The organism is Fischerella muscicola PCC 7414, assembly GCF_000317205.1.
Classification (GTDB): domain Bacteria; phylum Cyanobacteriota; class Cyanobacteriia; order Cyanobacteriales; family Nostocaceae; genus Fischerella; species Fischerella muscicola.
This window is the reverse complement of sequence record NZ_AJLK01000073.1, coordinates 99,983-125,594: the sequence shown is the minus strand read 5'-3', so window position 1 is coordinate 125,594 and position 25,612 is coordinate 99,983. Positions and strand designations below refer to the sequence as shown.

The following is a 25,612-nucleotide window of genomic DNA, read 5'->3' as shown; positions in this document are numbered from 1 at the left end:
TGATGAAGTACTACTACACACTTCCACCGCTATTGATAGGCGTGTCTATTGTATTGGTGCAGGCGCAAGTTGTAGTCGCCCTGTCTTCGCAAGAGGTAGAAAACATTGGTAGAGAAATCACTGTGCGGATTGTGGATAGCCAAAATCCAATTGTTTCTGGTTCAGGAGTTCTCATAAAGCATTCCGGTAATACTTACACCATCCTGACTGCTTATCATGTGGTGAAAGATAGTAGTAAGTACGAAATTATTACACCAGATCAAAAAAGCAATCCAATTAAATCTGTTAAACGTTTATCAGGGGCAGATTTAGCTGTTGTTGAGTTTAACAGCAGTAACAATTATAAAATTGCCAAAATTGGAAATTCAGACAAAGCTACAGCCAGTACAACAGTGTACGTAGCAGGATTTCCCGTACAGAGAGGAGCTATTCCCAATCCGACTTTATTTTTTAATAAGGGACAAGTGCAAGCGAATGGTGCAGCCCAGGGCGATGGTTATAACATTATCTACGATAACGATACTTTAGGTGGGATGAGCGGCGGCCCGGTGCTAAATGAACAAGGGGAAGTAGTAGCAATTCACGGTAGGGCTGATGAGCAGACAATTAATGAACTGAGTCAGACTAAGATAGTGACGGGTTTAGGCATCACTATTTATTCAGCTTTGCGTCAATTGTCAGCTGTGGGTGTAGATGTAGGCGTGCGTCCGCCAGATGTTGTGGCTGCTGCACCAAAAGCAGATGACTTTTTTATCACAGCCAAAGAAAAGAAGAAGAATCGAGATTATGAGGGGGCGATCGCTGATGTTAATGAAGCGATTAGGCTCAACCCCAACTATGCTGAAGCCTATAAACTCCGAAGCAGCATCCGAATTTTTCCTTTTAGAGATGAACAGGGGGCAATTGCCGACATTAACCAAGCTATTAAAATTAACCCCAAAGATGCTGAAGCCTATATTCTCAAGGGTCTTGCTGTTCCGTACATGAATGTAGGCAAAACTCCAAGTCGCAATCAGTGGATCAAGGACATCCAAGAGCAAATTGCTGACTTCTCCCAAGCGATTAAAGTCAACCCCAACTATGTAAATGCTTACCTGGCACGCGGTAGTAAGTACTACTTCCTAGCAAATTTTCCTGAGTTCAAAAATACTCCCTTGGCTTCAGAATATGCCAAAGCAGCGATCGCTGATTATACCCAAATCATCAAAATCAATCCTGACAATCCTTTAGGCTATAAGTTACGTGCTGATGCTTTGAGCAATTTCGGAGATTGGAAAGGTGCTGTTGCCGATTACAACCAACTCTTGAAATTGAATCCTAACGTTGCTGCTGATGATACTTACGGTTTGCGAGGTTTTGCTCGCTGGAAATTGGGAGATAAAAAAGGGGCATTAGAAGATTTAAACCAAGCTCTGAAAATTAACCCTAAAGATAAGTCTTTATACGGGGTCAGAGGTGATATCCGTGCTGAATTGGGAGATAAACAAGGAGCAATTACTGATTACAAACAAGCTATCAAGCAGAAGTCTTCTAGCCTTATTATTTTTTTGCCCATTGAATTTCGCTCTGACCTTGACTATGTTAACGCCATCCTCAAGATTAATCCCAATGATGCCGAAGCCTATAAAAGTGCAGGTCAAATCCGTTTTCAACAAGGAAAATACAAAGAAGCGATCGCTGACTTTGACAAAGTTCTCACAATTAATCCCAACGATGCCGAAGCGTATGCTGGTCGGGGTGCTTCCCGCTATAAATTAGGAGACAAACAAGGAGCATTAGCAGATTTAACTCAAGCCATAAAAATCAATCCCAACCACGGGGAAGCCTATATCAACCGGGGTGGTATCCGTGCTGAGTTAGGAGACACCCAAGGAGGATTAGAGGATTTAAACCAAGCCCTCAAAATTAATCCCCAAGATGCAACTGCCTACAACAACCGAGGTACAGCACGCTACTTGTCGGGAGACAAACAAGGGGCAATTGAGGATTTCAGCCAAGCGATTGAAATTAATCCCAACAATGCAAATGCCTATAAAAATCGGGGTAATATTCGTGCTGAATCCGGAGATAAAAACCGAGGAATTCAAGATTTACAAAAAGCGGCTGAACTGTTTCAACGGCAAGGAAACAATGAGTCATACAAAAAAACTTTGCAGTTGATTTTAAAGTATCAATAGTAATATCAGACATCCCTCTCTTTGGTAAGGAGCTACGGTATACACACAAGTAGGAAAAACCTGATTCAAATTGACTCGAAAAGCCCAAAATCACAACCTCACCCCGCCCTATCGGACACCCCTCTCCGCGGGTTCGGAGAGGGGCTGGGGGTGAGGTTTTTTCATTGGGACTGCTTTCTGCCCCCTGCCGTCTGCCTTTTCTTCGGTCACTCCTCATCTGGTTCTAAATCTTCATCCTCCAACGATGCCTGTGGTATGGCCGCGATAATTGCATCTATTACCTTGGAAACCGGCAAAATCTCAATGTCCAAGCTGGGAAATTTTTGCCCTTTAGGGACGATCGCCCGCTTAAATCCTAACTTCGCCGCTTCTTTCAATCGTAGTTCCATTTGCGACACGGGGCGCACTTGTCCACCTAACCCGACTTCACCAATTAATACAGTACCAGGATCAACAATACGATCGCGGAAACTGGCAACAACAGCGATCGCTACCCCCAAGTCTACTGCTGGTTCTTCAACGTTCAACCCCCCAGCAGAAGCGACGTAGGAATCCAATTTCGACATGGGAACGCCTACCCGTTTTTCCAATACAGCGAGAATCTGTACCAAGCGGTTATAATCCACGCCTGTGGTGGAACGACGGGGAGAAGCGTAGCTAGTGGGACTTACCAAAGCTTGTAGTTCCACAACAATCGGACGCGTACCTTCACAAGCCACGACAATCGCAGTACCTGGACCTGGATCGTCACGGTTGCCCAAAAATAGCTCACTAGGGTTGGAAACTTCCCGCAAACCGTGTTCGACCATTTCAAAGATACCGATTTCGTGGGTAGCACCAAAACGGTTTTTTACTGTCCGTAATAACCGATGGGAGGCAAAGCGATCGCCTTCAAAATATAACACCGTATCTACGAGGTGTTCTAAAACTTTCGGCCCAGCGATCGCACCTTCTTTGGTGACGTGTCCAACGATCAACATGGTGATATCTTCATGCTTTGCCACCTTCATCAAAGCTGCGGTGCATTCCCTTACCTGGGCAACGGAACCGGGTGCAGAGGTGAGGGCAGGAAAGAAGACTGTTTGAATACTGTCAATTACCGTCAGATTCGGTTTGAGAGATTCTACTTCCTTAAGTATCTCTTCTAAATCTGTTTCCGGTAATACATATAAATCTGCACTCTGTCCTTCTACTTGTATTACCTCTGATATTTCTTCTATGACTTCAGTATTGTTTGTGTTACCATTTCCATTGCCGTTACCATTGCTAACTACGTTGAGTGGTTTGGTTACACCCAGCCGGGAGGCTCTTAATTTCACTTGTTGTCCTGATTCTTCTCCAGAAACGTAGAGAATGCGGTATCTCTGAGCTAATTCATTTGATACTTGTAGTAGTAACGTAGATTTACCGATACCTGGATCACCGCCAATCAATACCATTGAACCAGGAACAACACCGCCGCCGAGGACTCGATCTAGTTCACTATAACCAGAAGGCCAGCGCGTGACTTGGCGATCGCTAATTTGGTCAAATCTCAAAGAAGACCTTGGTTTCGCTGGCTTGTTGGCAGACTTACTTGCGCCTTGCTGAGAATGCCAACTACCTACCCCCCGACTAGGCACATCCGTTGAGGATTGAATGGCAATTTCTTCTTCTAAGGAATTGTATGTGCCGCAAGATGGACACTTACCAAACCATTGCGGCGATTCTGCGCCACATTGGTTACAAACATAATAAGTTTTCGGCTTTGGCATTCTTTAATGTTATTAAATAATCTTAATTTTTTCTTAATTCTTCAAGAAAACAAAAATCCAATAATAGAAGTAGTTTCAGCTTTTTCCAACGTAATTATTGGAATGATATCTTAATATTATGGTATGAAAAATTAATCATGAAAATTTTTAGTTAAGGAGCGTTGATTAGCTTGGAAAGTCATAAAGAAAAAATTCTAGTTGTGGATGACGAGGCCAGCATCCGCCGAATTTTAGAAACTCGGCTTTCAATGATTGGCTATGATGTTGTAACTGCTGGTGATGGCGAAGAAGCTTTGGATACTTTTCGCAAAACTGACCCTGATTTGGTGGTTTTGGATGTGATGATGCCCAAGCTAGATGGCTACGGTGTCTGTCAAGAATTACGCAAGGAATCAGATGTCCCCATTATTATGTTAACAGCCTTGGGGGACGTGGCTGACCGCATCACTGGTCTAGAACTCGGTGCTGATGATTACGTAGTTAAGCCTTTTTCACCGAAAGAACTCGAAGCACGGATTCGTTCAGTACTGCGGCGGGTAGATAAAACCGGCACTTCTGGGATACCTAGTTCTGGGGTAATCCATGTTGGTAATATCAAAATTGATACCAACAAGCGACAAGTATACAAAGGTGATGAACGTATTCGCTTAACTGGTATGGAATTTAGCTTGCTAGAGTTGTTGGTAAGTCGCTCTGGCGAAGCTTTTTCCCGCTCGGAAATTTTGCAGGAAGTATGGGGATATACACCAGAACGCCATGTGGATACCCGTGTAGTAGATGTGCATATTTCTCGTTTACGGGCAAAATTGGAAGATGACCCCAGTAACCCGGAATTGATTCTGACGGCGAGAGGTACTGGTTATCTTTTTCAACGGATTATAGAACCGGGAGAGGAGTAAAACAGGTAGGGAGATAGGGAGATGGGGAGATGGGGTGGCAAACAAACTCTGAACTCCTGATTCCTAAGTTCAGTATTGTAGAAGCATGGCTAAATCCGATCCGAATCGTATTTTGCGGCGTCTACCCATTGTTGTCGGGGGGTTAGGCGCTGTACTTCTGTTAATTAACCGTTTACTGACACCAGAAATCACAGAGTCTCAAGCCCGTGCAGATGTCCTGGGTGTGATTTTGAGTGCAGTACTGATTTTGACGGGTTTACTTTGGCAGCAAGTACAACCGCGATCGCCTGATGCGGTAGAACTAATTGGAGAAGAAGGTTTTGTACTGGCACAAGACTTGCCACAGACAGTTAAAACAGAACTAGCATGGGCATCACATTTATTGTTAACTAATACAGTCACGCGATCGCTTGTAGTTTTCTATCAAGGTAAGGTTTTATTGCGGCGAGGAATTTTATCCACAAAATCAGAGGTGACACCAGGGCCAATTTTAAAACGGGTGCAAGAAAAACAACAGCCTGTTTATTTGGTTAACTTAAAAGTCTATCCAGGAAAAATTGAATTTGATTATTTACCAGAGAATACTCAAGGAGTAATTTGTCAACCAATTGGTAAAGAAGGCGTTTTGATTTTAGGAGCAAATGCTCCTCGCAGCTATACTAAACAAGATGAAAACTGGATAGCTGGGATTGCTGATAAATTAGCTGTCACTCTTAGTGAGGGGATGGGGTGATGGGGTGATGGGGAACTCGGGACCCCCTCTGGGTATTAGGGGCTGTGGGGTGATGGGGTGATGGGGAGTCAATAATAAATTAACTACTACTACTAATGTACAGACGCGAGGAACATCAGGTCTACCTACTAACAATCAACAATCAAAAACTAACTAACAACATTATTTATGCAAATCATCTATTTATTACTAGTCGCCTTAATGATTGTAGGTATTATTGGCTCTGTGGTTCCTGCTTTGCCAGGTGCTAGCTTAATATTAATAGCTATTATCATCTGGGGATTTGTTAAAGGTTCTTTTGCCGCTATCAGCACACCATTGATTGTTACAGCCATAGTTTTAGTTTTGAGTATTGGTGTAGATTTATTGGCTGGTTATGTGGGTGCAAAACAAGCAGGCGCTAGTAAATGGGGACAAATAGGTGCAGTTATTGGTTTAGTTGCTGGGTTTTTAGGATTATTACCGACTTTACCTGTAGGGGGGCCACTCTTAGGAATACTGTTTGGTCCTCTAGTAGGAGCAATAATTGCTGAATTTATCTACCGAAGGGATTTTATCTTAGCAGTAAAAGCTGGTATAGGAATTGTAGTTGGTACAGTCGTTGGAAATTTAATTCAAGGAGTATTAGCGATCGCAGCAGTTGTGTTTTTCTTAATCAATACTTGGCCGCAAGTGTTTGGTTAAATAACATTTTGCAGCAATCTCAAAGTTTCCCTAAAAATGGGTGTAGGGGTGTAGGAGGGTCAAATTTTTATTTTCTCGTTGTGGGCGTAATTGCCCGTGGCGTCTTGCAGTGTCAATGAACAATTATCAATAACTGATAACTGTTCATTGATGACTGATAATTGATTCTAAAACTTGTAACTTAAAACTTGTATAGCCCCATTTTCTGGTAAATTACCAGGGCTAATACTAATTGTGTCGCTGTTGCTGCGACGTACAGTCATCCCACTCATTACCGTTAAAAAATTATCCAAAGGAGAAATATCGCAGTTAGCCTCATCTGCGGCTTGGGTACGGTAATGGGTAGGAATAATTAGCTTGGGATTAATAGTTTGAATTGCCTGCTTTGCTTCTTCAGCATTATAAGCTTTAGCACCACCGCCTACGGGAACTAACGCCACATCAGGACGACCAATCAGGATTTTTTGTTCAATGGTAATAGGTGCAGCTGCTCCCCCTAAGTGGAGAATATTAATTCCTGCTTGCTGCCATTGCCAAGCAGCATTTATACCAAACTGCTTGCCACCTTTACGATCATGGGGAATAGCAATTCCTTGAAACCTAATGCCTTTGAACTCGTAAACTCCGGGTTCATAAATTAACTTGGGATTTCCCGGTAAGTCTTCGACTGCACCTTCGTCCAACAATTGACTACTAATTAGTACTAAATCTGCTGCCACTTTCGGTGGACGATACTTGGCGGTACAACCAATTGTGCGAAATGGGTTGACAAGAATTTTCGTACCGCCGCCTGTAAACAGAAAGCAAGTATGACCCAACCACTGAATTGATAATGAACCGCTAGATTGGGCATTAGCTTGAAAGTGAGAACCCAAGCTAGTAACCAAAGTTGTTACCAACCCCGCCCCAGCATAGCCCATTAATTGCCGTCGTTTCATTAATTACTCTCTTGTTTTCGTCTGTAATTTACAAAGAAAGTTTCGCAGTAACTGCTTGCCTGAAGATGTCAGAACACTCTCTGGATGAAATTGGACGCCTTCTATATGACGATAGTTCCTGTGTCTTACCCCCATAATTGTGCCATCTTCCACCCAAGCCGTGATTTCTAACACATCTGGACAAGTGTCGCGATCGATTACCAAACTATGATACCGGGTAGCAGTAATTGGGTTTTCTAATCCTTGGAAAACACCAATCCCTGCATGAGACACTTGGGAAGTTTTGCCGTGCATCAACTCTGGTGCCGAAACAATCCTACCACCGAACACTTGACCAATACTTTGATGACCCAAACAAACCCCTAAAATTGGTAAGTCAGGCCCAAGTTTCTCTATTAAATCTAGAGAAATACCCGCATCATCCGGTCGACCAGGACCGGGAGAAATTACCACACCATCTGGCTTTAAGGCTTTAATCTCATCTAGGGTAATCTTATCGTTACGAAAAACTTTGATCTCTGCTGCTACTGGGAATTCTACTGCCAGTTCTCCCAAATACTGTACTAAGTTATAGGTAAAGCTGTCGTAATTGTCAATCACGATAAGCACTGTAAATCAACTCCAGTTCTCAACCACTGCATACCATTGTGGTTGATTCTTACAGATTTTGTGTCGCTATGATGCAGTTAATTGTTGGTTGTTAAGATACCAAGAAAAATCTCACAAGAACAGCCCCTCTTTGCGAGTTCACCAGAGGGGTAGCGTAGCCGGGGTGAGGTTACTTTCAAATCAGAAGGAGGAAGAAATCTCTAAAAAGCCGACAAAATCAAGGCTAACAAAGGAGGAAATAAAAGTGTGATCGCTACCAAAACTGCCACACAAGCTGAAATCAACACAGCACCAGCAGCGCAATCTTTGGCAATTTTTGCTAGTTCATGGTAGGTCTGCTTGACTGTTAAATCAACTACTGACTCAATTGCTGTATTTAATAACTCTAACGCTAAAACTAAACCACTAGTTATACTGATGACTGCTATTTCCACCGCTTTTAATCGTAAAAAAATGCTTAGTCCCAGTGCTAATACACAAATAACAACGTGAATACGAAAATTGCGTTGAGTTTGAAAAGCGTAACTTATCCCACACCAAGCATACTTAAAACTCACGAATAGATTTGCAGCCACTTGCCAGGAGAATTCTCGCTTTTTGCTGACAACTGTTTCTAAGTGGTTTGAAGTTGGTGGTGGTGAAACTGGTTGGGACATAAGTTTAAAAAATACAGCAGCAGAGTGGTTGAACGGGGAATATGTGCCGATTTTAATAATGAAATCGAGATTTCTGCCAATTTTCTACTGAATCATTATATAGAGAACAACTAGGAAGTCGCACTTTAAATATACAGGCAAATGATGCTATTCTATGTCAATAGAAATACCTATTGACTTCAGTAATTTTACTTGCTGTTTTAGCATTCTTTCTAAACTTTCTTCGTCCGGGTGATCCCAGCCCAGCAGATGTAACAATCCGTGACTTGCCAGCCAAGCTAGTTCTGTTACCAAAGTATGCCCCTGTTTTTGAGCTTGTTGCTGTGCTGTATCAATAGAAATAACAATGTCACCAAGATATAAAGGCATAGAAGCAAACGCTTCACTTGGCATAGGAGAGTCTACCTCTAATGCCGCAAAGGATAAAACGTCTGTAGGCTTGTTTTGTTGACGATACTGAGCGTTTAACTCTTGAATTTCAGAATCGTTGGTCAAACGCAACCCAATTTCATAATTTGCCGCAGATGAAATATTTGGTTGTAATATTTCCAACCAGCAATTGAACCAATTTTCCCATGTTTGAGCAGTAATTGGGATTTCTATATCCTCAATCTTTATACTTTCCGATTGCGAATATTCACTGAGACAATCCTGTACATATACTTCAACTTGCACCAGCCGAAAAATCTCCTGTAGTGAAAGTGATAGTTTATGATCAGCGAGTCAGATAAGCAAGACCGATAAGGACAGCTAACAGCCCAACAGTAGTCAGTACAAAATGCTTAAGGGAAGTAAGTCGCTTTTGCACCATGTTTCGCATCGCGAGTTTGACATAGCTGGGTTGACGTTCATCAGAAGGAGAATTGCTCATAATGATTTGATGACAATTATCTTATTTAAATGTAACAGTTTGTTTAGTTAATGGTTGGTGGTTGATTGTTGGTTGTTGATGGTTGGTTGTTGGTGGTTGGTTGTTGGTTGGTGATTGTTGGTTGTTGGTTGTTGGTTGGTGGTTGGTGGTTGATTGTTGGTGGTTGATTGTTGGTTGTTGATGGTTGGTTGTTGATGGTTGGTGGTTGGTTGTTGATTGTTAGTAAACTAACAACTATACGGGCGCACAGGTGTGCGCCCCTACTACTAACAACTAACTACTAATGTACAGACGCGAGGAACATCGCGTCTCTACCCACTAACTACTAACTTAGACTGCCGCTTCTACCAACTGATTTTCTTGCCGCAGGTAAGCTTGGATGAACATATCTAGTTCACCATTCATCACATCAACGATCGCAGTTGTTTCAACATTGGTACGTAAATCCTTTACCATCTGGTAAGGATGGAATACGTAGTTACGGATCTGATTGCCCCAAGAAGCTTCCACCATATCACCGCGAATTTCGGCAATTTCTTTGGCGTGTTGTTCTTGAGCAATGACTAGCAACTTCGCTTTCAGGCGGGCAAGGGCTTTTTCTTTATTTTGCAATTGGCTACGTTCTTCTGTACAACGCACAGCAATACCAGTGGGAATGTGAACAATGCGTACAGCAGTTTCTACCTTGTTGACATTCTGCCCACCTTTACCACCAGACCTAGATGTGGTGATTTCTAAGTCTTTTTCGGGAATCTCCAATTGCACCGAGTTATCTAATTGGGGCATTACCTCTACCCCAGCGAAACTGGTTTGGCGCTTACCATTGGCATTAAAAGGTGAAATTCTGACCAAGCGATGGGTACCTGTCTCAGACCGCAAGTATCCATAGGCATAACGACCTGTAATTTCTATAGTTGCTGATTTTATACCTGCTTCATCCCCCTCGGACTCATCTGTTAAATTTACCTTGTAGCCATGATTTTCTGCCCAACGGGTATACATCCGCAGTAGCATTTCTGCCCAGTCTTGAGCATCAGTACCACCAGCACCAGCGTTAATAGTCAGAACTGCGCCTTTTTCGTCATAAGGGCCAGAGAGTAACTGTTGCAACTCCCACTGATCGAGTTCTCGATTTAGCTTAGTGACAGTAGCTTCTGCTTCTTGCAGTAGTGCTTCATCGGTTTCTAACTCTAAAAGCTCTAATACTGCTTTTGTGTCTTCTATGCTACTTTGCCACTGTTCGTATTGTTGAAGATGTGCTTTTAAATCATTCAGTTCTTGCAGCGTTGCTTGGGCTTTGACTTGATCTTCCCAGAATTCTGGTTGTGCTGCTATTTGTTCCAAGTCTTGAATTTTAGCTGTGAGTGCGGGGATGTCAAAGATAGTCCTGGGTTTTACCCAGGCGATCACACAACGTTTCAATTTCGCGTTTTAGTTCTAGTACTTCCATAGTTCTTGCTAATAAGAGCGCGCTTTATATTTTAAGCGTAGATTTGCGGCATTTTGTCAATAGAGATTGCTTTTTCTTTATATTGGTATCTCTGATCTTATCTATAATATCCTCGTACAAAGGGATTGGGGAACAGGGAACAGGAAATAGGGAAAGGGGCATTGGGAAAAGACGCGGTGAATCAATCAAAAATATTCTCCCTTGTCCTCCTTGTCTCCCTTTTCTTCCCATTCCCCAATCCCCGATCCCCAATCCCCAATCCCTAAAATTATGAAACAATATGAACTGACCATTGGTTGGCTATATCCTACGCTCATGAGTACCTACGGCGATCGCGGTAATGTTATCGTCTTAGAACGCCGTTGCCAGTGGCGGGGATACAATGTCAAGGTTTTGCCCTTAGACCAAAATGCTACAGCCGACGATATTAAATCTGTAGATTTAATTGTGGGTGGTGGCGCCCAAGACCGTCAACAAGAAATTGTCATGCGTGACTTGCAAGGTGCGAAAGCAGAAGCAATGCGCGAAAAAATTGAAAATGGTACTCCCGGCGTCTTTACCTGTGGTTCACCCCAACTGTTGGGACATTACTATGAACCAGGTTTTGGACAACGCATTCAGGGCTTAGGCATATTAGACATCGTATCAGTACACCCAGGCGAAAACGTCCGCCGCTGTATCGGAAACTTAGTCGTGGAAGTCACTGCAACTCGTTTAGCGCGGGATCTCCAAGAAATGACGGGTAGCAAACCATACCTAATCGGATTTGAAAATCACGGTGGACGTACTAAGCTGGGCAAAGTAGAAGCACTAGGACGTGTAGTCTATGGCTTAGGCAACAATGGTGAAGATGGTACAGAGGGAGTATTTTATCAGAATGCGATCGCTACTTATTCTCATGGCCCTCTGTTACCAAAAAATCCCTTTGTGGCAGATTGGTTAATTCAAACTGCACTGAGACTAAAATATCAGCAGCCTATCACTCTATCACCGATAGATGACACCTTAGCAATGCAAGGACGGCAAGCGATGTTTAAGCGGTTGCAAGTAGATTTACCAACACCAGCCAAAGTATAAAGACTAACTCTGCGTTCCTTTGCGTTAGCCTCTGCGTCCCTCTGCGTTTAAAAACCGCCCACAACTGACCCAACAAACTGCCTTGTCAAAATCACGTTAAGATAAAAAACATTCGGTTCTATTGGGGAGCAGCCACTAGAGGTAACGGGGAAAGTCCGGTGTAAGTCCGGCGCTGTCCCGCAACTGTGAACTTAACAAAGTAAGTCAGGATGCCCGCCGAAGTTGATTTTACTTCTAAAATATCTGCGAGGTACAGATGACCACAGCCACAAATACTTCTCCAACTTCTACACATAATAATACTCAGCAACCCTCTCATACTCTATTTGTATGCAAGACTTGTGCAAGCGTCTGGCAAGATGGGAAGCGAGTCGGTGAAAGTGGTGGACAAAAGTTATCAAATCAACTTCAACAATTAGCTCAAGATTGGCATCTCAAAGATGAGTTTCCGATTCAAGAAGTAGAATGCATGAGTGCTTGCAGTCATTCCTGTGTTGTCGCCTTCGCTGGTTCTGGAAAACTAACTTATATGTTTGGAGATTTACCAATAGATGATAGTGCGGCTGCGATTCTCGAATGTGCTAGCAAATACTATGATAAACCTGATGGTTTGTTACCTTGGTCAGAACGTCCCGAACCTCTCAAAAAAGGTATTTTAGCCAGAATTCCCTCGTTATCTTGAAGTTAAGTCAGGTTTGTGAGTTGTAAATTAGGTTTTGCAACTCGCAAATTAAGTTTCTGAGTCGTAAATTAAGTTTCTGAGTTGTAAATTAGCTTCACAACTCATAAAACAGATTTTTAATTCAAAAGTACAGGTTTTATCGTGTAAATCTCTTATTCTCATGCAATTTAACTGAAATGCGTTCCAATACTGCTTCGATAAGATAAATCTCTTGGCATTTTAAACCTGTAGTAGTAGTAGGGTGTGTTATGCCGTAGGCTAACGCACCCTTGTATCTTAAAAAAGTGGCACACCAAAGACCACAATCCCTAATCCCCAATCCCTGATCCCTTCATAATCAGCGCCTGAAACCGCTCATCTTGGAGAAATTTTTGAAAATTTGCGTCGGTTTTTACCATCTCTCGACATTTAGGATTGAGATTAATAGCTCTTTGCAAGCTTGCAAGCATCAACTCAGCATTGGCTTGCAAAGCATAACAGCAAGCTTTATTGTAGTGAGCTTCAAAGGAATCAGGAGCAAGTTCAATTGCCTTGTTCAGGCTAGTCAGTGCTTCTTCAAAACAACCCAACTTATTCAGTGCATTACCTCGGCTATACCAAGCTTGGTAATTGTGAGGTTGGATTGCTAATACTTTGTTGTAGGAAGCTACTGCTTCTTTGTAGTCTCCCAAATTTCCCATGACTACACCCCGGTTGTACCAAGCTTCGTAATAATCAGGCTTGATTGCTAGTGCTTGATCGTAAGAAGCTAGTGCTTCTTTGTATTTGCCCAAGGAGTATAGCCCATTGCCTTTGTTGTACCAGGCTTTATAGTGGTCTGGTGCGATCGCCACTGCTTTATCGCACGATGTAACTACTTCTTGATAAAAGCCCAAGGGATATAAGGCTACACTGCGGTTGTACCAGGCTTGGTCATAGTCTGGCTTGATCAGCAGCACTTTGTCGTAAGCAGCAACTGCCTCTTCGTAGTGTCTCAAAAAATACAACGCATTGCCCATGTTATACCAGGCTTGGTAATGGTCGGGTTTAAGTGCTACTACTTTGTCACAGGATGTAACCACTTCCTCGTATAATCCCAACAGATATAGGACTACACTCCCGTTGTACCAAGCTTGATAATAGTCGGGTTTGAGCGCCAAGGCTTGGTCATAGGAAGTAACTGCCTCGTCGTAATGTTTTAAGGCATACAATGCATTACCTTTGTGATACCAAGCTTGATAATGGTCGGGTTTAAGCGCCAGTACTTGCTCGTAGGAAGCAACAGCCTCTTCATAGCGTCCCAAGTTCTCCAGGGCTTGACATCGGCTGTAATAAGCTTGGTAATAGTCTGGTTTGATAGCTAGTGCTTTGTCGTAGGAAACTACTGCTTCTTGATCACGTCCCAAAAAATACAGAGCAATGCCTCGGTTATACCAAGCCTGATCTAGGTTAGGCTTAATGGCAAGCGCCTGATCATAGGAATCAACTGCTTCTTCATAGCATCCCGATAGGTGCAATGCTAGGCTCCGATTATACCAAGCTTGGTAGGAGTTACTTTTAAAAGCTAGGGCTTTGTCATAGGATGCAACTGCTTCTTCATAATTTGCTAATAAGTACAGTGCGATACCTCGGTAAAACCAAATATCAGAGATTTCACAGTTGAAGGTGAGGAGATGATCGAAGCAAGTTAGGGCTTGTTTGGGGTGATTAAAGTTTAAGAGTTGACAGCCAAAAGTAAAGAGTTTACCCAGCATTTGCTGGGGATATTTATCTGTTAGCCGCAAAACCAAGTGGAATAGGGAATCAACATATTGATTAGCATCCACCTGCCTACCTTTGGCTTCTATTTGTCCTTGGCGAGGATTAAGGATGTGTTCACTTTCAATCAGATCATTTAAGACTCTGCGAATTAGCCAACGATGCTGTAACTGTTGCTGGGACTGATCCCCGATCATTAATAAAGTAGCTGGTTCTAGGATGAATCGTTCAACTGCAAGATTAAATTGTTGTAGCAAATCTACAGCATCGTAAATATATCGGCTAGCTGGATGTTTTTTGATTGCATCTGCGTAGCACTTTTCCCAAGTCTGTTGGCTAGTTTCGATGTAATTATTAGAGGTTAAAGATAAGCCTTTGTTTCTCAAACTACGAAGATTCACAACCACATTTGTGAAAGTGTGGTCATTTTTCTGGGCGATCGCTAAATAATCTTCTTCGTTAGTTTTGATCTTAGTTTGAGGAACAGTATTACTTAATAACTGAACAATTGCTGCATTTTCCGGTTCTGGTAAGTGATAAACCTGAAAACGCTTCTGTTGCAGTTTTTCCCATTCACTCGCAGCAGTGGCAATTACCCGTATTTTATCCTGACCGCAGAACTGTTCATAAACTTCTAGAACTCGCCACAGTCGCTGTTGTAAAGGCACAGTCAAAGGGGATAACTCAGATTCCTCTAGTCCGAGGGGCAGTTTGGGGAAGCGATCGTGTATCCTCTGATGGAGATTATCAAGCACAAACAGCAACTTGCGATTAGCAGCAATTTTTTGTAGTTGCTCTTGGTTTGGTTCATCTATCCATCCATCAGATTTAAGCCAAAGAACTGTCCAGCCTTCTCGGTTATAAAGCTGTGCTAATTCAGCGGCTTCTCGAGTTTTCCCGATTCCTGCTTGTCCAACAATCAAAAGCCAGCGGAATGCTTCTAATTGATTTTCCAATTCTCGCCGCACATTTCGATCAGCTTGTCGCATTTGATAAGGAATGCGGGAATCTGCTAAGGGATCATCGCTATCCGCACCGAAAGCCACAGATAATACATTTCCATTGGGTTTGATAACCTCAAAGGGAAACATGGAAGGAGGTATTTGTCTAATCCGCCTCTGTTGCATGTAACACCACACAAGTCTAACAACGGCATTAATTCAGGGTGTGAGCAACGTTCAGAGGAAGGATATGAATAAGTTCACCAAAGTTTTTTGTAGGTGAGTCAAAGGTAAGGAGAAAAATGTAATTATTTCCCTTTTTACTTTGAATCTTAACCTAACCAATAATTGACAATTTTGGGTTGGTGAAGTAATATTTTATCCTTCTTTAATCTTGATATAATTCTCAGCTACTCACCCAATCGCTTGAAAATCTAAGCCCAAAAATATTCGATTTGCGTATTTAAATTCTCTTTATTGAAACCTGAACAAAGGGATCATCCCAACTTGGCAACTTGGCGATTTCAACCAAGTTACACAAACTCAACCCACCTGCACGAGTTGATATAACAATACCAGGCGGAGTTTGCCTGTATAACTGCGATTTTCAATCGCCAGGGATTTTTTGCACATATGATGATGCTTCCTGAGCAAGTTACTAAAATATTATCCCATAACTAAATAAATAAGAGTTAACTTAAATCAGTGAACAGTAAACAGTGTAGACGCGCTCATAGGCTTCCCGTAGGGTACAGTTATCAGGCGCATGGTGAAGGTGATAATCCGCGCCGTTTCTCCTGCCTTCTGCCTCCTGCCTTCTGCCTTCTGAACGACTTCTACGGCAATACTTGAATCAGTTGGTATTTTTGCACAGTACCCAAAACACGATGAGGTGTAGATAAATTAGTTGCTTGTTGTGCAGAGATCCAAGCATAGCTATAAACTGGTAGTTGCGAAATTTGCTCTACATCTTCTCCGTGATGAGGAGTGTAAAAATCAAGTAGCACCCCGGTTTTTCCCCCAACTTTTACAAAGTGGATAGAATGATTCTGCAAAACTTGAGCGATCGCAGGCTGTGCTAAAAAAGTTCTCATCTCGGGATTGTAATCACTCAAAAAGCCATTACTCCCAGCGACAGCCAAAGCTAACCAAGCTGGAATTAACCAACCAGCCAACCAGTAGTTGGAATTCAGAAATTTTTTACCAAAGCGGTAACGACCAATCCAAACAAAAGGTAAAATCAACCAACCACAGCCTAGAACTAAGCCAACAGTTGCATATTTACGAGTATCACCACTACCCCAAAGAAAAGCGAATATACTTGCCAACAATAATAAAATAGCTAACACACCCATTCCATAGCTGAGATTGCGAAAAAGTTTCTGTGATGGGGAACTCGGGGCCCCCACTCCCCTAAGGGAGTGGGGATTAGGGGCAATGGGGAGATGGGGTGATGGGGAGAACTTAGAATTAAACTCTTCCCACCGGGAAGTTTCCCCATAAAAACCCACATTGCCAAGCCAATCCACCCCTATAGCCGCTAGCAACGCCATAAAAGGATATAGTGAAAGACTGTAGTGAGGTAAACGAGTAGAAAAAATACTAAGTTCAAAAAATAAAACTAATGGCAAACCAACCAGTATTAACTGATAGCGAGGATTAGGGCGACGCCAAGCTACAAATAAACCCAAAAGGCTAAAGAAAAACCAAGGAAAGGCTTTAATTGGGACATTCCATAAATAAAATAAAAACCCATTACCAGAACGTTCTTGAGAACCTAGACGAAATACAAATTGCAATAATTCTCCAACACTATCACTGCCATATTGCAAAAAATTTAACCACAGCCAAACAAAAGTAGGAGTTAAACCCAGCAAAAATCCTAAATACAACATTGGGTTTGTAAGATGATGATGACGGCGATGTTCCCAAACTACATAAGGAAACAAAGCTATCATTGGCAAAAAAATCATAAAGCTTCTAGCAAGGAAACCCAAACCAAAACAAACACCAACCAGAAAAGTATAAAAATAGCGATATCGAGGATTTAATTCTGCTTTTAATAAAGACAAAATTGCCAAAAGTGTCAGAAAAATCATTGGCACATCAGGTGTGCCTAAACGACAGTATTGCAACCACAAAAATTCCACACTCAAAATTGCAGCAGCTAGCCAAGCAATTTTTTTATCTAATAAAATTTTTCCAATTTCATAGAGAATTATTACACTCAGTACGCCCAAAATCATACTTGGTAGACGTACACTAGCCTCACTTATACCAAATAGAGTATAAGAACTAGCAATTAACCAGTAGGGGCCTGGAGTTTTATGATGGGGTTGTGACCAAGGAGTGATCCAATCACCAGACTCAAACATTCGACGCGATCGCCAAGCATAAAGCCCTTCGTCATGGGCCATCAAGCTACTATGCCCAGAATTAAATAACAATAACGGCAGTATCCAAAATAACAAAGTTATGTAAGGAAAGCCTACCCAAGAACGAAAACGCTGCCACGCTAATTGATACTCTGGTAACTTAAATGACATTGATATTTATTGTTTTTTAACTGGTAGATGTTTGATAGACTCGCCTATTTTTCAGACTGTTTCTAATATACGTATGGTGGTACACAAATTTAGGCAAGACTTCTCATAATCTCAGTTTTATGCTGCTCAGACCAGAACAACGTACTAAACTTGATGCAGGCGACGACAAGGAATTTTATTCCTTTCCGCGCTTTGTCACTCATGTAGACGAAGGTTTTATTCAACAATTAACCGATTTATATCGCGATCGCCTGCAACCCAACACACGCATTTTAGACATGATGAGTAGTTGGGTTTCGCATTTACCAGAAGAAATGCAGTTTGCCCATGTGGAAGGACACGGACTCAACGCTGAGGAATTAGCACGTAATCCCCGTTTAGATCATTATTTTGTTCAGGATCTCAACGAAAATCCCCGTTTACCACTTCCAGATCAAAATTTTGATGCTGTCCTCAATTGTGTCTCTGTGCAATATTTGCAATATCCAGAAGCAGTATTTTCCGAAATTTATCGCGTCCTCAAACCAGGTGGAATTGCTATCATCAGCTTTTCTAACCGCATGTTTTTTCAAAAGGCTATCCAAGCATGGCGGGATGCATCAGAAGCAACCAGAGTTGAATTAGTTAAAGGCTATTTTACCTCTGTACCTGGATTTACTACCCCAGAAGTGATTGCCCGGCAATCAAATATACCAGCTTTTCTTCAATGGTTGGGTGCTGCGGGAGGAGATCCGTTTTATGCAGCGATCGCTAAACGCCAGAATTAAGGGTGTAAGGGTGTGAGGAGTGTGGGGGAGAGTAAATAATGAAATGACCATTGACTAATGACTAATGACCAAAATCCAAAATCGGATGATCCACACCTCAATTTCCTCCTACACCCCTATACCCTTACACCCTCACACCCTTGTGTCACAAAGTCTGATCAAAAAGTAAATTTTCTGTTAAAAGCACCTAGAAGCCGTGATAATTGCCTTGAAAGTTTAGCATCAAGGAGAGTCAAACATGAATTTTCCTCGTGTCCGCAGAATTTTAGCTGTTGTGTTACTGTCAGTATTGTTGCTGACTACAGCTTGTACTCCCAAAGAACCAGGACGCTTTGACCAGGTGCAACAAGAAAGCAGTCGCCAAAAAACTGGTCAAGCTGTTGCCAAACAAGCAACTCAGGGTAGCGAATTTAACAAGTTTTTTCCCCCTGCTGGAAATGGGTATGAGCGTGTATATACTCAAGAAAAAAGGGGTTTTGCTGAAGCTAAGTTAAAAAAAGATGGTCAAGAATTAGCGATGCTAGCTATTTCTGATACAAAAAGTATCCCGACAGCAGCAGCCAAATTTGCCAACAGCAGCAAGCAAATTGCTGGTTATCCAGCCGTAGAAATTGGCAATACTCAAACTGCAATACTCGTCAACAACCGCTATCAGGTAAAAGTACTGTCTCGTTCACCATCATTTACAGCTAGCGATCGCGAAACTTGGCTGAAAAAATTTGACCTGAATGGTCTAGCAAAACTCAAGTAAAAATTGTTGATGGTTGCTGGTTGATAGTTGTTTGGAACCAACAACCAACAACCAACAACCAACAACCAACAAATAACAAAATAAGGAGATTTTTGTGAGTAAACCCATTTTTGAGTTGGTAGACGAACTACCAACTAATAACTTGACTGTTTCCATGCTGAATTCGCTAGATTTTGTCGCCCCTGGTGAGTGGCAAAATGTGGTTGGTTTTGTCAACACGATTAAAACTGTGACTGGGGAAACTGATGAAAGCTTGATTCAAGCAATTGGCGAACGAGCAATTTATCTCTACAATGATCGTTCCCAAGGCTACCAACGGGCTATGTGGTTATATCAAACTGTCGATCGCACAGATAAAGCGCTGGGTGCAGCAGCTTTTGCTAATAAGGTAGGAGAGAAAATTCCTCTGTTGGGGTTTCTCAACTCTATCACTCCCAAAGCTGACAAAGCTCAAACCATTGACCTGTGTTTGAAATTAGTTGCTGAGTTAGTAGCTTTTTGTAGCATCAACGGTATTCCCGGCGATAGCATTGGGGACTTTGTAGCGTCCTTGGGTGAGTATAGCGGTGAGTCGCTGATTCGCATGGTGGCTTTGGTTTGTGTTGATGGTTTGATACCTCTTGGTCCGGACTTCATCAGCAAAGCCTTATCTACAATTAGTCAAACTAATCCCCAAGAGTTGGAACAAAACACAACTTTCCAAAATATGCAAGAGGCAATTCCGGGTCAAAACTCTGCCAGCAAACTGAATTTTATTGGCGAAAGTTTTCAGTCGGTTCAAGGTTGGATGAGTAATTTAGTTGCTACCAATAATTTGACACCCCAAAAGGTTGTTCAAAACTTGCAAAATTTTGTTGAAATAGCTGATGACAAATTAGATTATTTAGGAGCGTTTCTAGATGTAGCAACAAATTACTACGAACATACAGGCACACAAACCCTTGCACGTCGCTTGATTGAACGGGCTGTGGCAGAAATTTAGTTGAATAACTGAATGGGTAATTAGTAATAAATTCTATTACTAATTATCCTTATTCAAATAATAATTCCTAAGAAAAAATGCTTGCCAAAAAGTAGTGAATTAAACTGGAAATTCAGGGGTTGTATTTGATAATAAGTTGGCACGAATCGCTATGAGTGGTGTTCGTTGTTTGTTGTTTGTTGTTTGGATAAATCAACAACTAACTACCAACCATCAACTACCAACTACTTAAAAGAGTTAAACATACAACCCCAATGAATCAGCATCATATTGAAGTCACAGTTTCCGCCAGAAACTTTAAAGATAATATTCGCTACATCCGAGATTTTGTTGCACCTGCAAAGTTGTGTGTAGTGATGAAGGCAAATGCCTACGGACATGGTTTAAGGCAGTTAGCAACAACGGCAGTCGTGTCAGGAACAGATTACATTGGTATTTGCACAAATCCAGAGGCAACGACTATCCGTGATTTGGGTTTAGATGTCAAACTCCTGCGTTTACGCATGGCGCTACCAGAGGAATTAGAGGAGTCGATACGCCGCCTGAACATTGAAGAACAGGTGGGAACAATGGAAGCAGCAGAGTATCTATCTGATGCAGGGTTGAAACGCAGCAAAAAAATTCCTGTGCATATCAATATTGATACGGGGATGGGTAGAAGTGGTTTCTTTTCATCTCAGATTGAAGAATTAAAGAAAGTTTGTACATTGCCGGGTTTGTCTATTGTTGGCATTATGACTCACTTCGCCAGTGCTGACGGTAAAGACCTAGCGTTTACAGAAAAGCAGATGGAAGATTTTTATCATGTTCGTACTACTCTCGATGATTACTTACCAGAGAACGTATTAACTCATACTCACAATAGTGCTGCAACAATGCGTCTTACTCCTAAATGTAATAGTTTAGTAAGGGTTGGCGCTGCTTGTTACGGGGTACGCACTTCACGTGACTTTGAAAATCCTTTAGAACTGAAACCAGTCATGTCGGTAAAAACCAGGGTGGCGCAGGTAAGGAAAGTACCAGCAGGTAAAACTATTGGTTATGGCAGTTTATATACTACCCAACGCGATAGTTTAATTGCATCTTTACCTGTGGGTTTTGGTGAAGGTTATCCGCGATCGCTATTTAACAAGGGTATTGTTTTAATTCAGGGTCAGCGTTGTCCAGTCGTGGGAAGAGTTTCGCTAAATATTACAACAGTAGATGTTACTGATCTACCAAAAGAAGTAAAATGGGGAGACGAGGTAGTTTTGGTTGGTAGTCAAGGTAACGAGGAGATTACCTTTGAAGAATTAGCAGATAAGTTTCAGAGTGTACACACAGAAATCAACCTGATGGCTGGTTTTATGAACCAGGTAAGTTACTTATATTGATGCAGGTGATGTGCTTTTTCCCATCCTGGCACGGCAAGTAGCCGTGCTTTTATTATAGATTCAGAAGGCAGATGGCAGAAGGCAGATGGCAGAAGGCAGATGGCAGAAGGGGTAAAAATTTTCATGTTTGGTTGTGCCAAAACAGCAGCGTGATTGACTGTCTTGAAAATAGCGATCAAGATTAGCGACTAACTTAACAGCAAACTCATAATCCATCGGTGTGCATCGGTGTTCGTTAGACTTTTTCCCCTCGTTGTGGGCAATTGCCCGTGAGACTCAAGCTGGAAACATGAGATTATTCAGTAAAAACACTATAAGAAAAAGTGTTAATTTTTACTTTTATTTTCTCTTATAAACTTTGTTCTATACATACTTGCAGTTTGGTAAGTTATTAACATACCTTAAAAAAAGTGTATTTAGGCAAACAAGGGGCAAAGTTGAGTTACTATCCAGATGGCATTCCTGCTCACGGTGGGCAGTTGGTTAATCGCATTGCTACACCAGAACAAAAAGAAGTATTTCTCTCTAAGGCTGAGTTTCTGCCGCGCGTGCAACTCGATCAAAGAGCAGTTTCTGATCTAGAAATGATTGCGATCGGTGGTTTTAGTCCTCTAACTGGTTTTATGAACCAGCAAGACTACGATCGCGTTGTCGCCGAAATGCGCTTGGCGAACGGTACTGTGTGGTCAATTCCCATTACACTTTCAGTCAGCGAAGAAGTTGCGGCTTCTCTTACCGAAGGCGGTTTGGTCCGTCTGGATAACCCTGAAGGCAGATTCATCGGGGTTTTGGAACTCAGCCAAAAATATCGCTATGACAAAAAGCGAGAAGCAATCAATGTCTACCGCACCGATGATGAAAAACATCCCGGTGTACAAGTAGTCTATAATCAAGGGCCTGTCAACCTTGCAGGTGATGTGTGGTTATTAGAACGCGATCCTCATCCCCACTTCCCCACCTACCAAATCGATCCTGCCGAGTCCCGGCAATTATTCAAGCAAAAAGGCTGGAAAACCGTTGTTGGTTTCCAAACTCGTAACCCCATCCACCGCGCCCATGAATATATCCAAAAGTGTGCGCTAGAAACCGTAGATGGTCTATTTTTGCATCCCTTGGTAGGGGCAACAAAAGATGATGATATCCCTGCGGATGTGCGGATGCGTTGCTATGAAATTTTGCTACAAAACTACTATCCCCAAGATCGGGTAATTCTAGCAATTAACCCCTCAGCAATGCGTTACGCTGGACCCCGTGAAGCAATTTTCCATGCCTTAATCCGCAAAAATTATGGCTGTACTCACTTTATCGTCGGGCGGGATCATGCAGGCGTTGGTGATTACTACGGAACCTATGATGCCCAATACATCTTTGATGAGTTTACACCAGATGAAATTGGCATCACGCCAATGATGTTTGAACACGCCTTCTACTGCACCCGTACTAAGCAGATGGCGACGACTAAAACCAGTCCCAGCAAACCAGAGGAACGCGTTCACCTATCGGGTACAAAAGTACGGGAAATGCTGCGTCGAGGCGAGTTACCCCCACCAGAATTTTCCCGCCCAGAGGTAGCAGCAGAACTGGCACGGGCGATGAAAGTGAGTGTTTGAGGGATCGATCAGGGATCGGGGACAAGGGAGACAAGGGGGACAAGGGAGAATTATTTAACAAGTTTCTTCCCAATTCCCAATCCCCTTTCCCCTTTCCCCAATCTTTACACTACAGCCCTCTGCCCGATAAGCTTAATAAGCTGGTGGACTAAGGGCTGATAGCAATTATGAAGCGGCGGACGTTTTTGCAACGGTTTGGCTCCATACTCGCGGCGTTGGGTGTCGCAGAAGCTGAGTGGTTCCGAATTGGAACCCGTTATCAGCAAGCATTAGCGCAACCCAGTCCGCGGAAACTGGCGTTGTTGGTGGGCATCAACCAATATTCCGAAAGTCCAGCACTGAATGGTTGTCTGGTAGATGTGGAACTGCAAAAAGAGGTTTTGATCCATCGTTGTGGTTTCCAACCGTCAGATATTTTGTCTCTAACTGACGAACAAGCCAGCAGAGAATTTATTGAAGCTGCTTTTTTAGAGCATTTGATTGGACAAGCAAAACCCGGTGATCTAGTTGTCTTCCACTTTAGCGGCTATGGTAGTCGTGTCCGCTTGGGGAACGCACCAGAAGCGACACAAAATGCTCTTGTTCCCGCAGATGGGATTGAAGCAAAACCACAAGATCCAAAAATTGTCAACTATTTATTAGAAGATACCCTACTGTTGATGTTGCGATCGCTCCCTACAGATCGAGTCACAGCAGTATTAGACACCAGTTACTATGCACCTACTAGCATTTTGACAGCTCCTTTGCGAGTTCGCGCCCGCCAAACGCCACAAGAAGCTGTTTTAATAGATGCAGAACTCGACTTTCAAAAACAACTCCAAGAAAAAGCCTCTCCAGAACAGCCGGGAGTAATACTATCTGCCACCTCCGCTCCCAACCAATTAGCACGGGAAATCCAATATTCTGGTTTTAGTGCTGGATTATTTACCTACGCCTTGACACAATATCTCTGGGAAACAACACCAACAATAACAATTCCCGTGTTTATCTCCCGTGTGGAGAGTGCAATGCAGCAGTTAGGTAGTACACAGCAATCAGGCTTGTTGATCGGTAAAAAAAATCAGCAGCGAGTCCAACTCAACGAGAACTTTTTCCTAGATACTCCTGGTGCAGAGGGAGTAATAACAGCAACCGAAGAAGATGGTAAAACAGTACAGGTGTGGTTGGCAGGAATTCCACCCCATGTACTGGAATACTACGGTGTGAATTCTCGGTTGAATGTGGTGAACCAAGCAGGTACAGCTACACAATTAATCGTGCGATCGCGTAGTGGTTTGACAGCAAAAACCCAGATTTCCTCTACTGAGAATAAAATATCTCCCCAAGTCGGGCAACTTGTTCAAGAAGCAGTGCGAGTCTTACCTCGAAACATCAACTTAATAGTTGCTTTGGATGGAGAACTAGAAAGGATTGAACGGGTAGATGCTACCAGCGCCTTTGCTACAGTCGATCATGTGACAAGTGTAGTTGCAGGAGAACAACTAGCAGACTACGTATTTGGTAAACGTCCAGACACCAAAAACAAAGATTTAATTGCTTCCACCTCATTGATAGTCTCTCCTAGTCGCTATGGCTTATTTTCTTCCAGCAGTGAGAGAATTCCCAATACCTTTGGCGAAGCAGGAGAAGCAGTCAAAGTCGCAGTACAGAGGTTAAGTCCCAAACTACAAACCCTTCTGGCAGCAAAATTGTGGCGACTTACAAATAACGAAGGTTCTTCCCGATTGAACGTCAAGGCAACCCTAGAAATCATTAGTGGAATTGCACCTCGTGCAGTCATGCACCGCGAAACACTGCGAACTGCTAATCCAGAAACCATCAATAAGAAATTAGCTAACCCTGAACCAGGACACACCCCGACTATATCTATTGGGAGTCGGGTACAGTACCGCGTGCAAAACATGGGCAACAGCCCAATCTACTTTATACTTTTGGGACTAAATAGCGCAAAGAATGCGATCGCTCTTTACCCGTGGCAAAAAGTTACAGAAACCGATGAATCCCTAGAACCACAGCTGACTAATATTACCATTGCTCCCGGCGAAACCCTGAGCATACCACAAACCACATCTGGTTTTGAGTGGGTAATCCAAGGGCCGCCTTCCTTTTGTGAAACCCAATTAATTTTTAGCACAGCTCCGTTTACCCAAACCCTCAACGCTTTGGCAGCTGCCAAACACCCACGCACCGATCAACAACGTATTCTCCCAATATTAAACCCCCTAGAAGTTGCCCACGCTCTTCTGCAAGACTTGCACAATGCTAGTACAACAGCAGCCGATCCTAATACCGTACCTGCTGATTCCTATATATTGGATGTAAATAACTGGTCAAGTTTGGGTTTTCTATTTCAGGTAGTTTAACTATGCAGTGTG

21 protein-coding genes and 1 riboswitch are annotated in these 25,612 nt (G+C 42.6%); of the genes, 12 read left to right on the top strand and 9 right to left on the bottom strand.

Annotated features, from left to right (window positions below; genetic code table 11):
* Positions 1–2: 2 nt before the first annotated feature.
* On the top strand, positions 3–2,177 hold the full coding sequence (locus UYI_RS0110935; RefSeq protein WP_016866702.1) for a serine protease: 2,175 nt from the start codon (positions 3–5) through the stop codon (positions 2,175–2,177).
* A 206-nt stretch (positions 2,178–2,383) separates the two neighbouring features.
* Here UYI_RS0110935 and radA read toward each other — a convergent pair whose 3' ends face one another.
* On the bottom strand, positions 2,384–3,931 hold the full coding sequence (gene radA / locus UYI_RS0110930) for a DNA repair protein RadA (protein WP_016866701.1): 1,548 nt from the start codon (positions 3,929–3,931) through the stop codon (positions 2,384–2,386).
* 170 nt (positions 3,932–4,101) lie between these two features.
* Between radA and rpaB the strand changes: the two genes are divergently transcribed.
* The 3 genes from rpaB to UYI_RS0110915 all read left to right on the top strand — a co-directional run bounded on the left by rpaB (position 4,102) and on the right by UYI_RS0110915 (position 6,247).
* Positions 4,102–4,830, top strand: coding sequence for a response regulator transcription factor RpaB (gene rpaB / locus UYI_RS0110925; protein WP_009458850.1), 729 nt, complete (start codon positions 4,102–4,104; stop codon positions 4,828–4,830).
* A gap of 85 nt (positions 4,831–4,915) precedes the next feature.
* Positions 4,916–5,563: a cofactor assembly of complex C subunit B gene (locus UYI_RS0110920; RefSeq protein WP_016866699.1), complete on the top strand. Its 648-nt coding sequence runs from the start codon at positions 4,916–4,918 to the stop codon at positions 5,561–5,563.
* A 168-nt stretch (positions 5,564–5,731) separates the two neighbouring features.
* A complete protein-coding gene (locus tag UYI_RS0110915; protein WP_016866698.1) occupies positions 5,732–6,247 on the top strand; it encodes a DUF456 domain-containing protein in 516 nt (171 codons plus the stop codon).
* Between the two features lie 167 nt (positions 6,248–6,414).
* On the opposite strand, the gene UYI_RS0110910 is transcribed toward UYI_RS0110915, so the two are convergent.
* The 6 genes from UYI_RS0110910 to prfB form a co-directional block, all read right to left on the bottom strand.
* Positions 6,415–7,185 (bottom strand): MBL fold metallo-hydrolase, encoded by a 771-nt coding sequence (locus UYI_RS0110910; RefSeq protein ID WP_016866697.1) that lies wholly within the window; start codon positions 7,183–7,185, stop codon positions 6,415–6,417.
* Positions 7,186–7,188: 3 nt separating this feature from the next.
* The gene (locus tag UYI_RS0110905; RefSeq protein ID WP_026085887.1) at positions 7,189–7,794 is read right to left on the bottom strand and encodes an anthranilate synthase component II; all 606 of its coding nucleotides are present in this window, start codon (positions 7,792–7,794) and stop codon (positions 7,189–7,191) included.
* A 200-nt stretch (positions 7,795–7,994) separates the two neighbouring features.
* A complete protein-coding gene (locus UYI_RS0110900; protein ID WP_016866695.1) occupies positions 7,995–8,450 on the bottom strand; it encodes a diacylglycerol kinase in 456 nt (151 codons plus the stop codon).
* Positions 8,451–8,597: 147 nt separating this feature from the next.
* Positions 8,598–9,125, bottom strand: a complete 528-nt coding sequence (gene ybeY, locus UYI_RS0110895) for an rRNA maturation RNase YbeY (protein WP_016866694.1) — start codon at positions 9,123–9,125, stop codon at positions 8,598–8,600.
* 40 nt (positions 9,126–9,165) lie between these two features.
* A complete protein-coding gene (locus UYI_RS34765) occupies positions 9,166–9,321 on the bottom strand; it encodes a DUF3285 domain-containing protein (protein WP_016866693.1) in 156 nt (51 codons plus the stop codon).
* 330 nt (positions 9,322–9,651) lie between these two features.
* A protein-coding gene (prfB, locus tag UYI_RS0110880) for a peptide chain release factor 2 (protein ID WP_146007640.1) occupies positions 9,652–10,771 on the bottom strand; the annotation gives its coding sequence in 2 pieces (ribosomal slippage) (positions 9,652–10,698 and positions 10,700–10,771; 1,119 coding nt in all).
* A gap of 270 nt (positions 10,772–11,041) precedes the next feature.
* Between prfB and UYI_RS0110875 the strand changes: the two genes are divergently transcribed.
* Entirely contained in the window at positions 11,042–11,848 is an 807-nt protein-coding gene (locus UYI_RS0110875) for a type 1 glutamine amidotransferase (RefSeq protein ID WP_026085885.1), read from the top strand.
* A 96-nt stretch (positions 11,849–11,944) separates the two neighbouring features.
* A riboswitch (cobalamin riboswitch) is annotated at positions 11,945–12,083 on the top strand.
* 21 nt (positions 12,084–12,104) lie between these two features.
* The gene (locus tag UYI_RS0110870) at positions 12,105–12,530 is read left to right on the top strand and encodes a DUF1636 domain-containing protein (RefSeq protein WP_016866689.1); all 426 of its coding nucleotides are present in this window, start codon (positions 12,105–12,107) and stop codon (positions 12,528–12,530) included.
* A 308-nt stretch (positions 12,531–12,838) separates the two neighbouring features.
* Here the strand turns inward: UYI_RS0110870 and UYI_RS0110865 are convergent, their stop codons facing one another.
* Both UYI_RS0110865 and UYI_RS0110860 read right to left on the bottom strand, forming a co-directional pair.
* A complete protein-coding gene (locus tag UYI_RS0110865) occupies positions 12,839–15,394 on the bottom strand; it encodes an ATP-binding protein (RefSeq protein WP_026085884.1) in 2,556 nt (851 codons plus the stop codon).
* Between the two features lie 650 nt (positions 15,395–16,044).
* The gene (locus UYI_RS0110860) at positions 16,045–17,754 is read right to left on the bottom strand and encodes an ArnT family glycosyltransferase (protein WP_016866687.1); all 1,710 of its coding nucleotides are present in this window, start codon (positions 17,752–17,754) and stop codon (positions 16,045–16,047) included.
* Positions 17,755–17,873: 119 nt separating this feature from the next.
* Between UYI_RS0110860 and UYI_RS0110855 the strand changes: the two genes are divergently transcribed.
* The 6 genes from UYI_RS0110855 (at position 17,874) to UYI_RS0110830 (ending at position 25,600) form a co-directional block, all read left to right on the top strand.
* The gene (locus UYI_RS0110855) at positions 17,874–18,521 is read left to right on the top strand and encodes a class I SAM-dependent methyltransferase (protein ID WP_016866686.1); all 648 of its coding nucleotides are present in this window, start codon (positions 17,874–17,876) and stop codon (positions 18,519–18,521) included.
* A 238-nt stretch (positions 18,522–18,759) separates the two neighbouring features.
* The gene (locus UYI_RS0110850; RefSeq protein ID WP_016866685.1) at positions 18,760–19,272 is read left to right on the top strand and encodes a hypothetical protein; all 513 of its coding nucleotides are present in this window, start codon (positions 18,760–18,762) and stop codon (positions 19,270–19,272) included.
* Positions 19,273–19,366: 94 nt separating this feature from the next.
* Positions 19,367–20,254, top strand: a complete 888-nt coding sequence (locus UYI_RS0110845) for a hypothetical protein (protein ID WP_026085883.1) — start codon at positions 19,367–19,369, stop codon at positions 20,252–20,254.
* Between the two features lie 254 nt (positions 20,255–20,508).
* On the top strand, positions 20,509–21,627 hold the full coding sequence (gene alr, locus UYI_RS0110840) for an alanine racemase (protein WP_016866682.1): 1,119 nt from the start codon (positions 20,509–20,511) through the stop codon (positions 21,625–21,627).
* 437 nt (positions 21,628–22,064) lie between these two features.
* Positions 22,065–23,237 carry a sulfate adenylyltransferase gene (gene sat / locus UYI_RS0110835; protein ID WP_026085882.1) on the top strand — a complete coding sequence of 391 codons (1,173 nt, stop codon included), beginning with the start codon at positions 22,065–22,067 and terminating at the stop codon, positions 23,235–23,237.
* Between the two features lie 167 nt (positions 23,238–23,404).
* A complete protein-coding gene (locus UYI_RS0110830) occupies positions 23,405–25,600 on the top strand; it encodes a caspase family protein (protein WP_016866680.1) in 2,196 nt (731 codons plus the stop codon).
* The last annotated feature ends 12 nt before the right edge of the window (positions 25,601–25,612 follow it).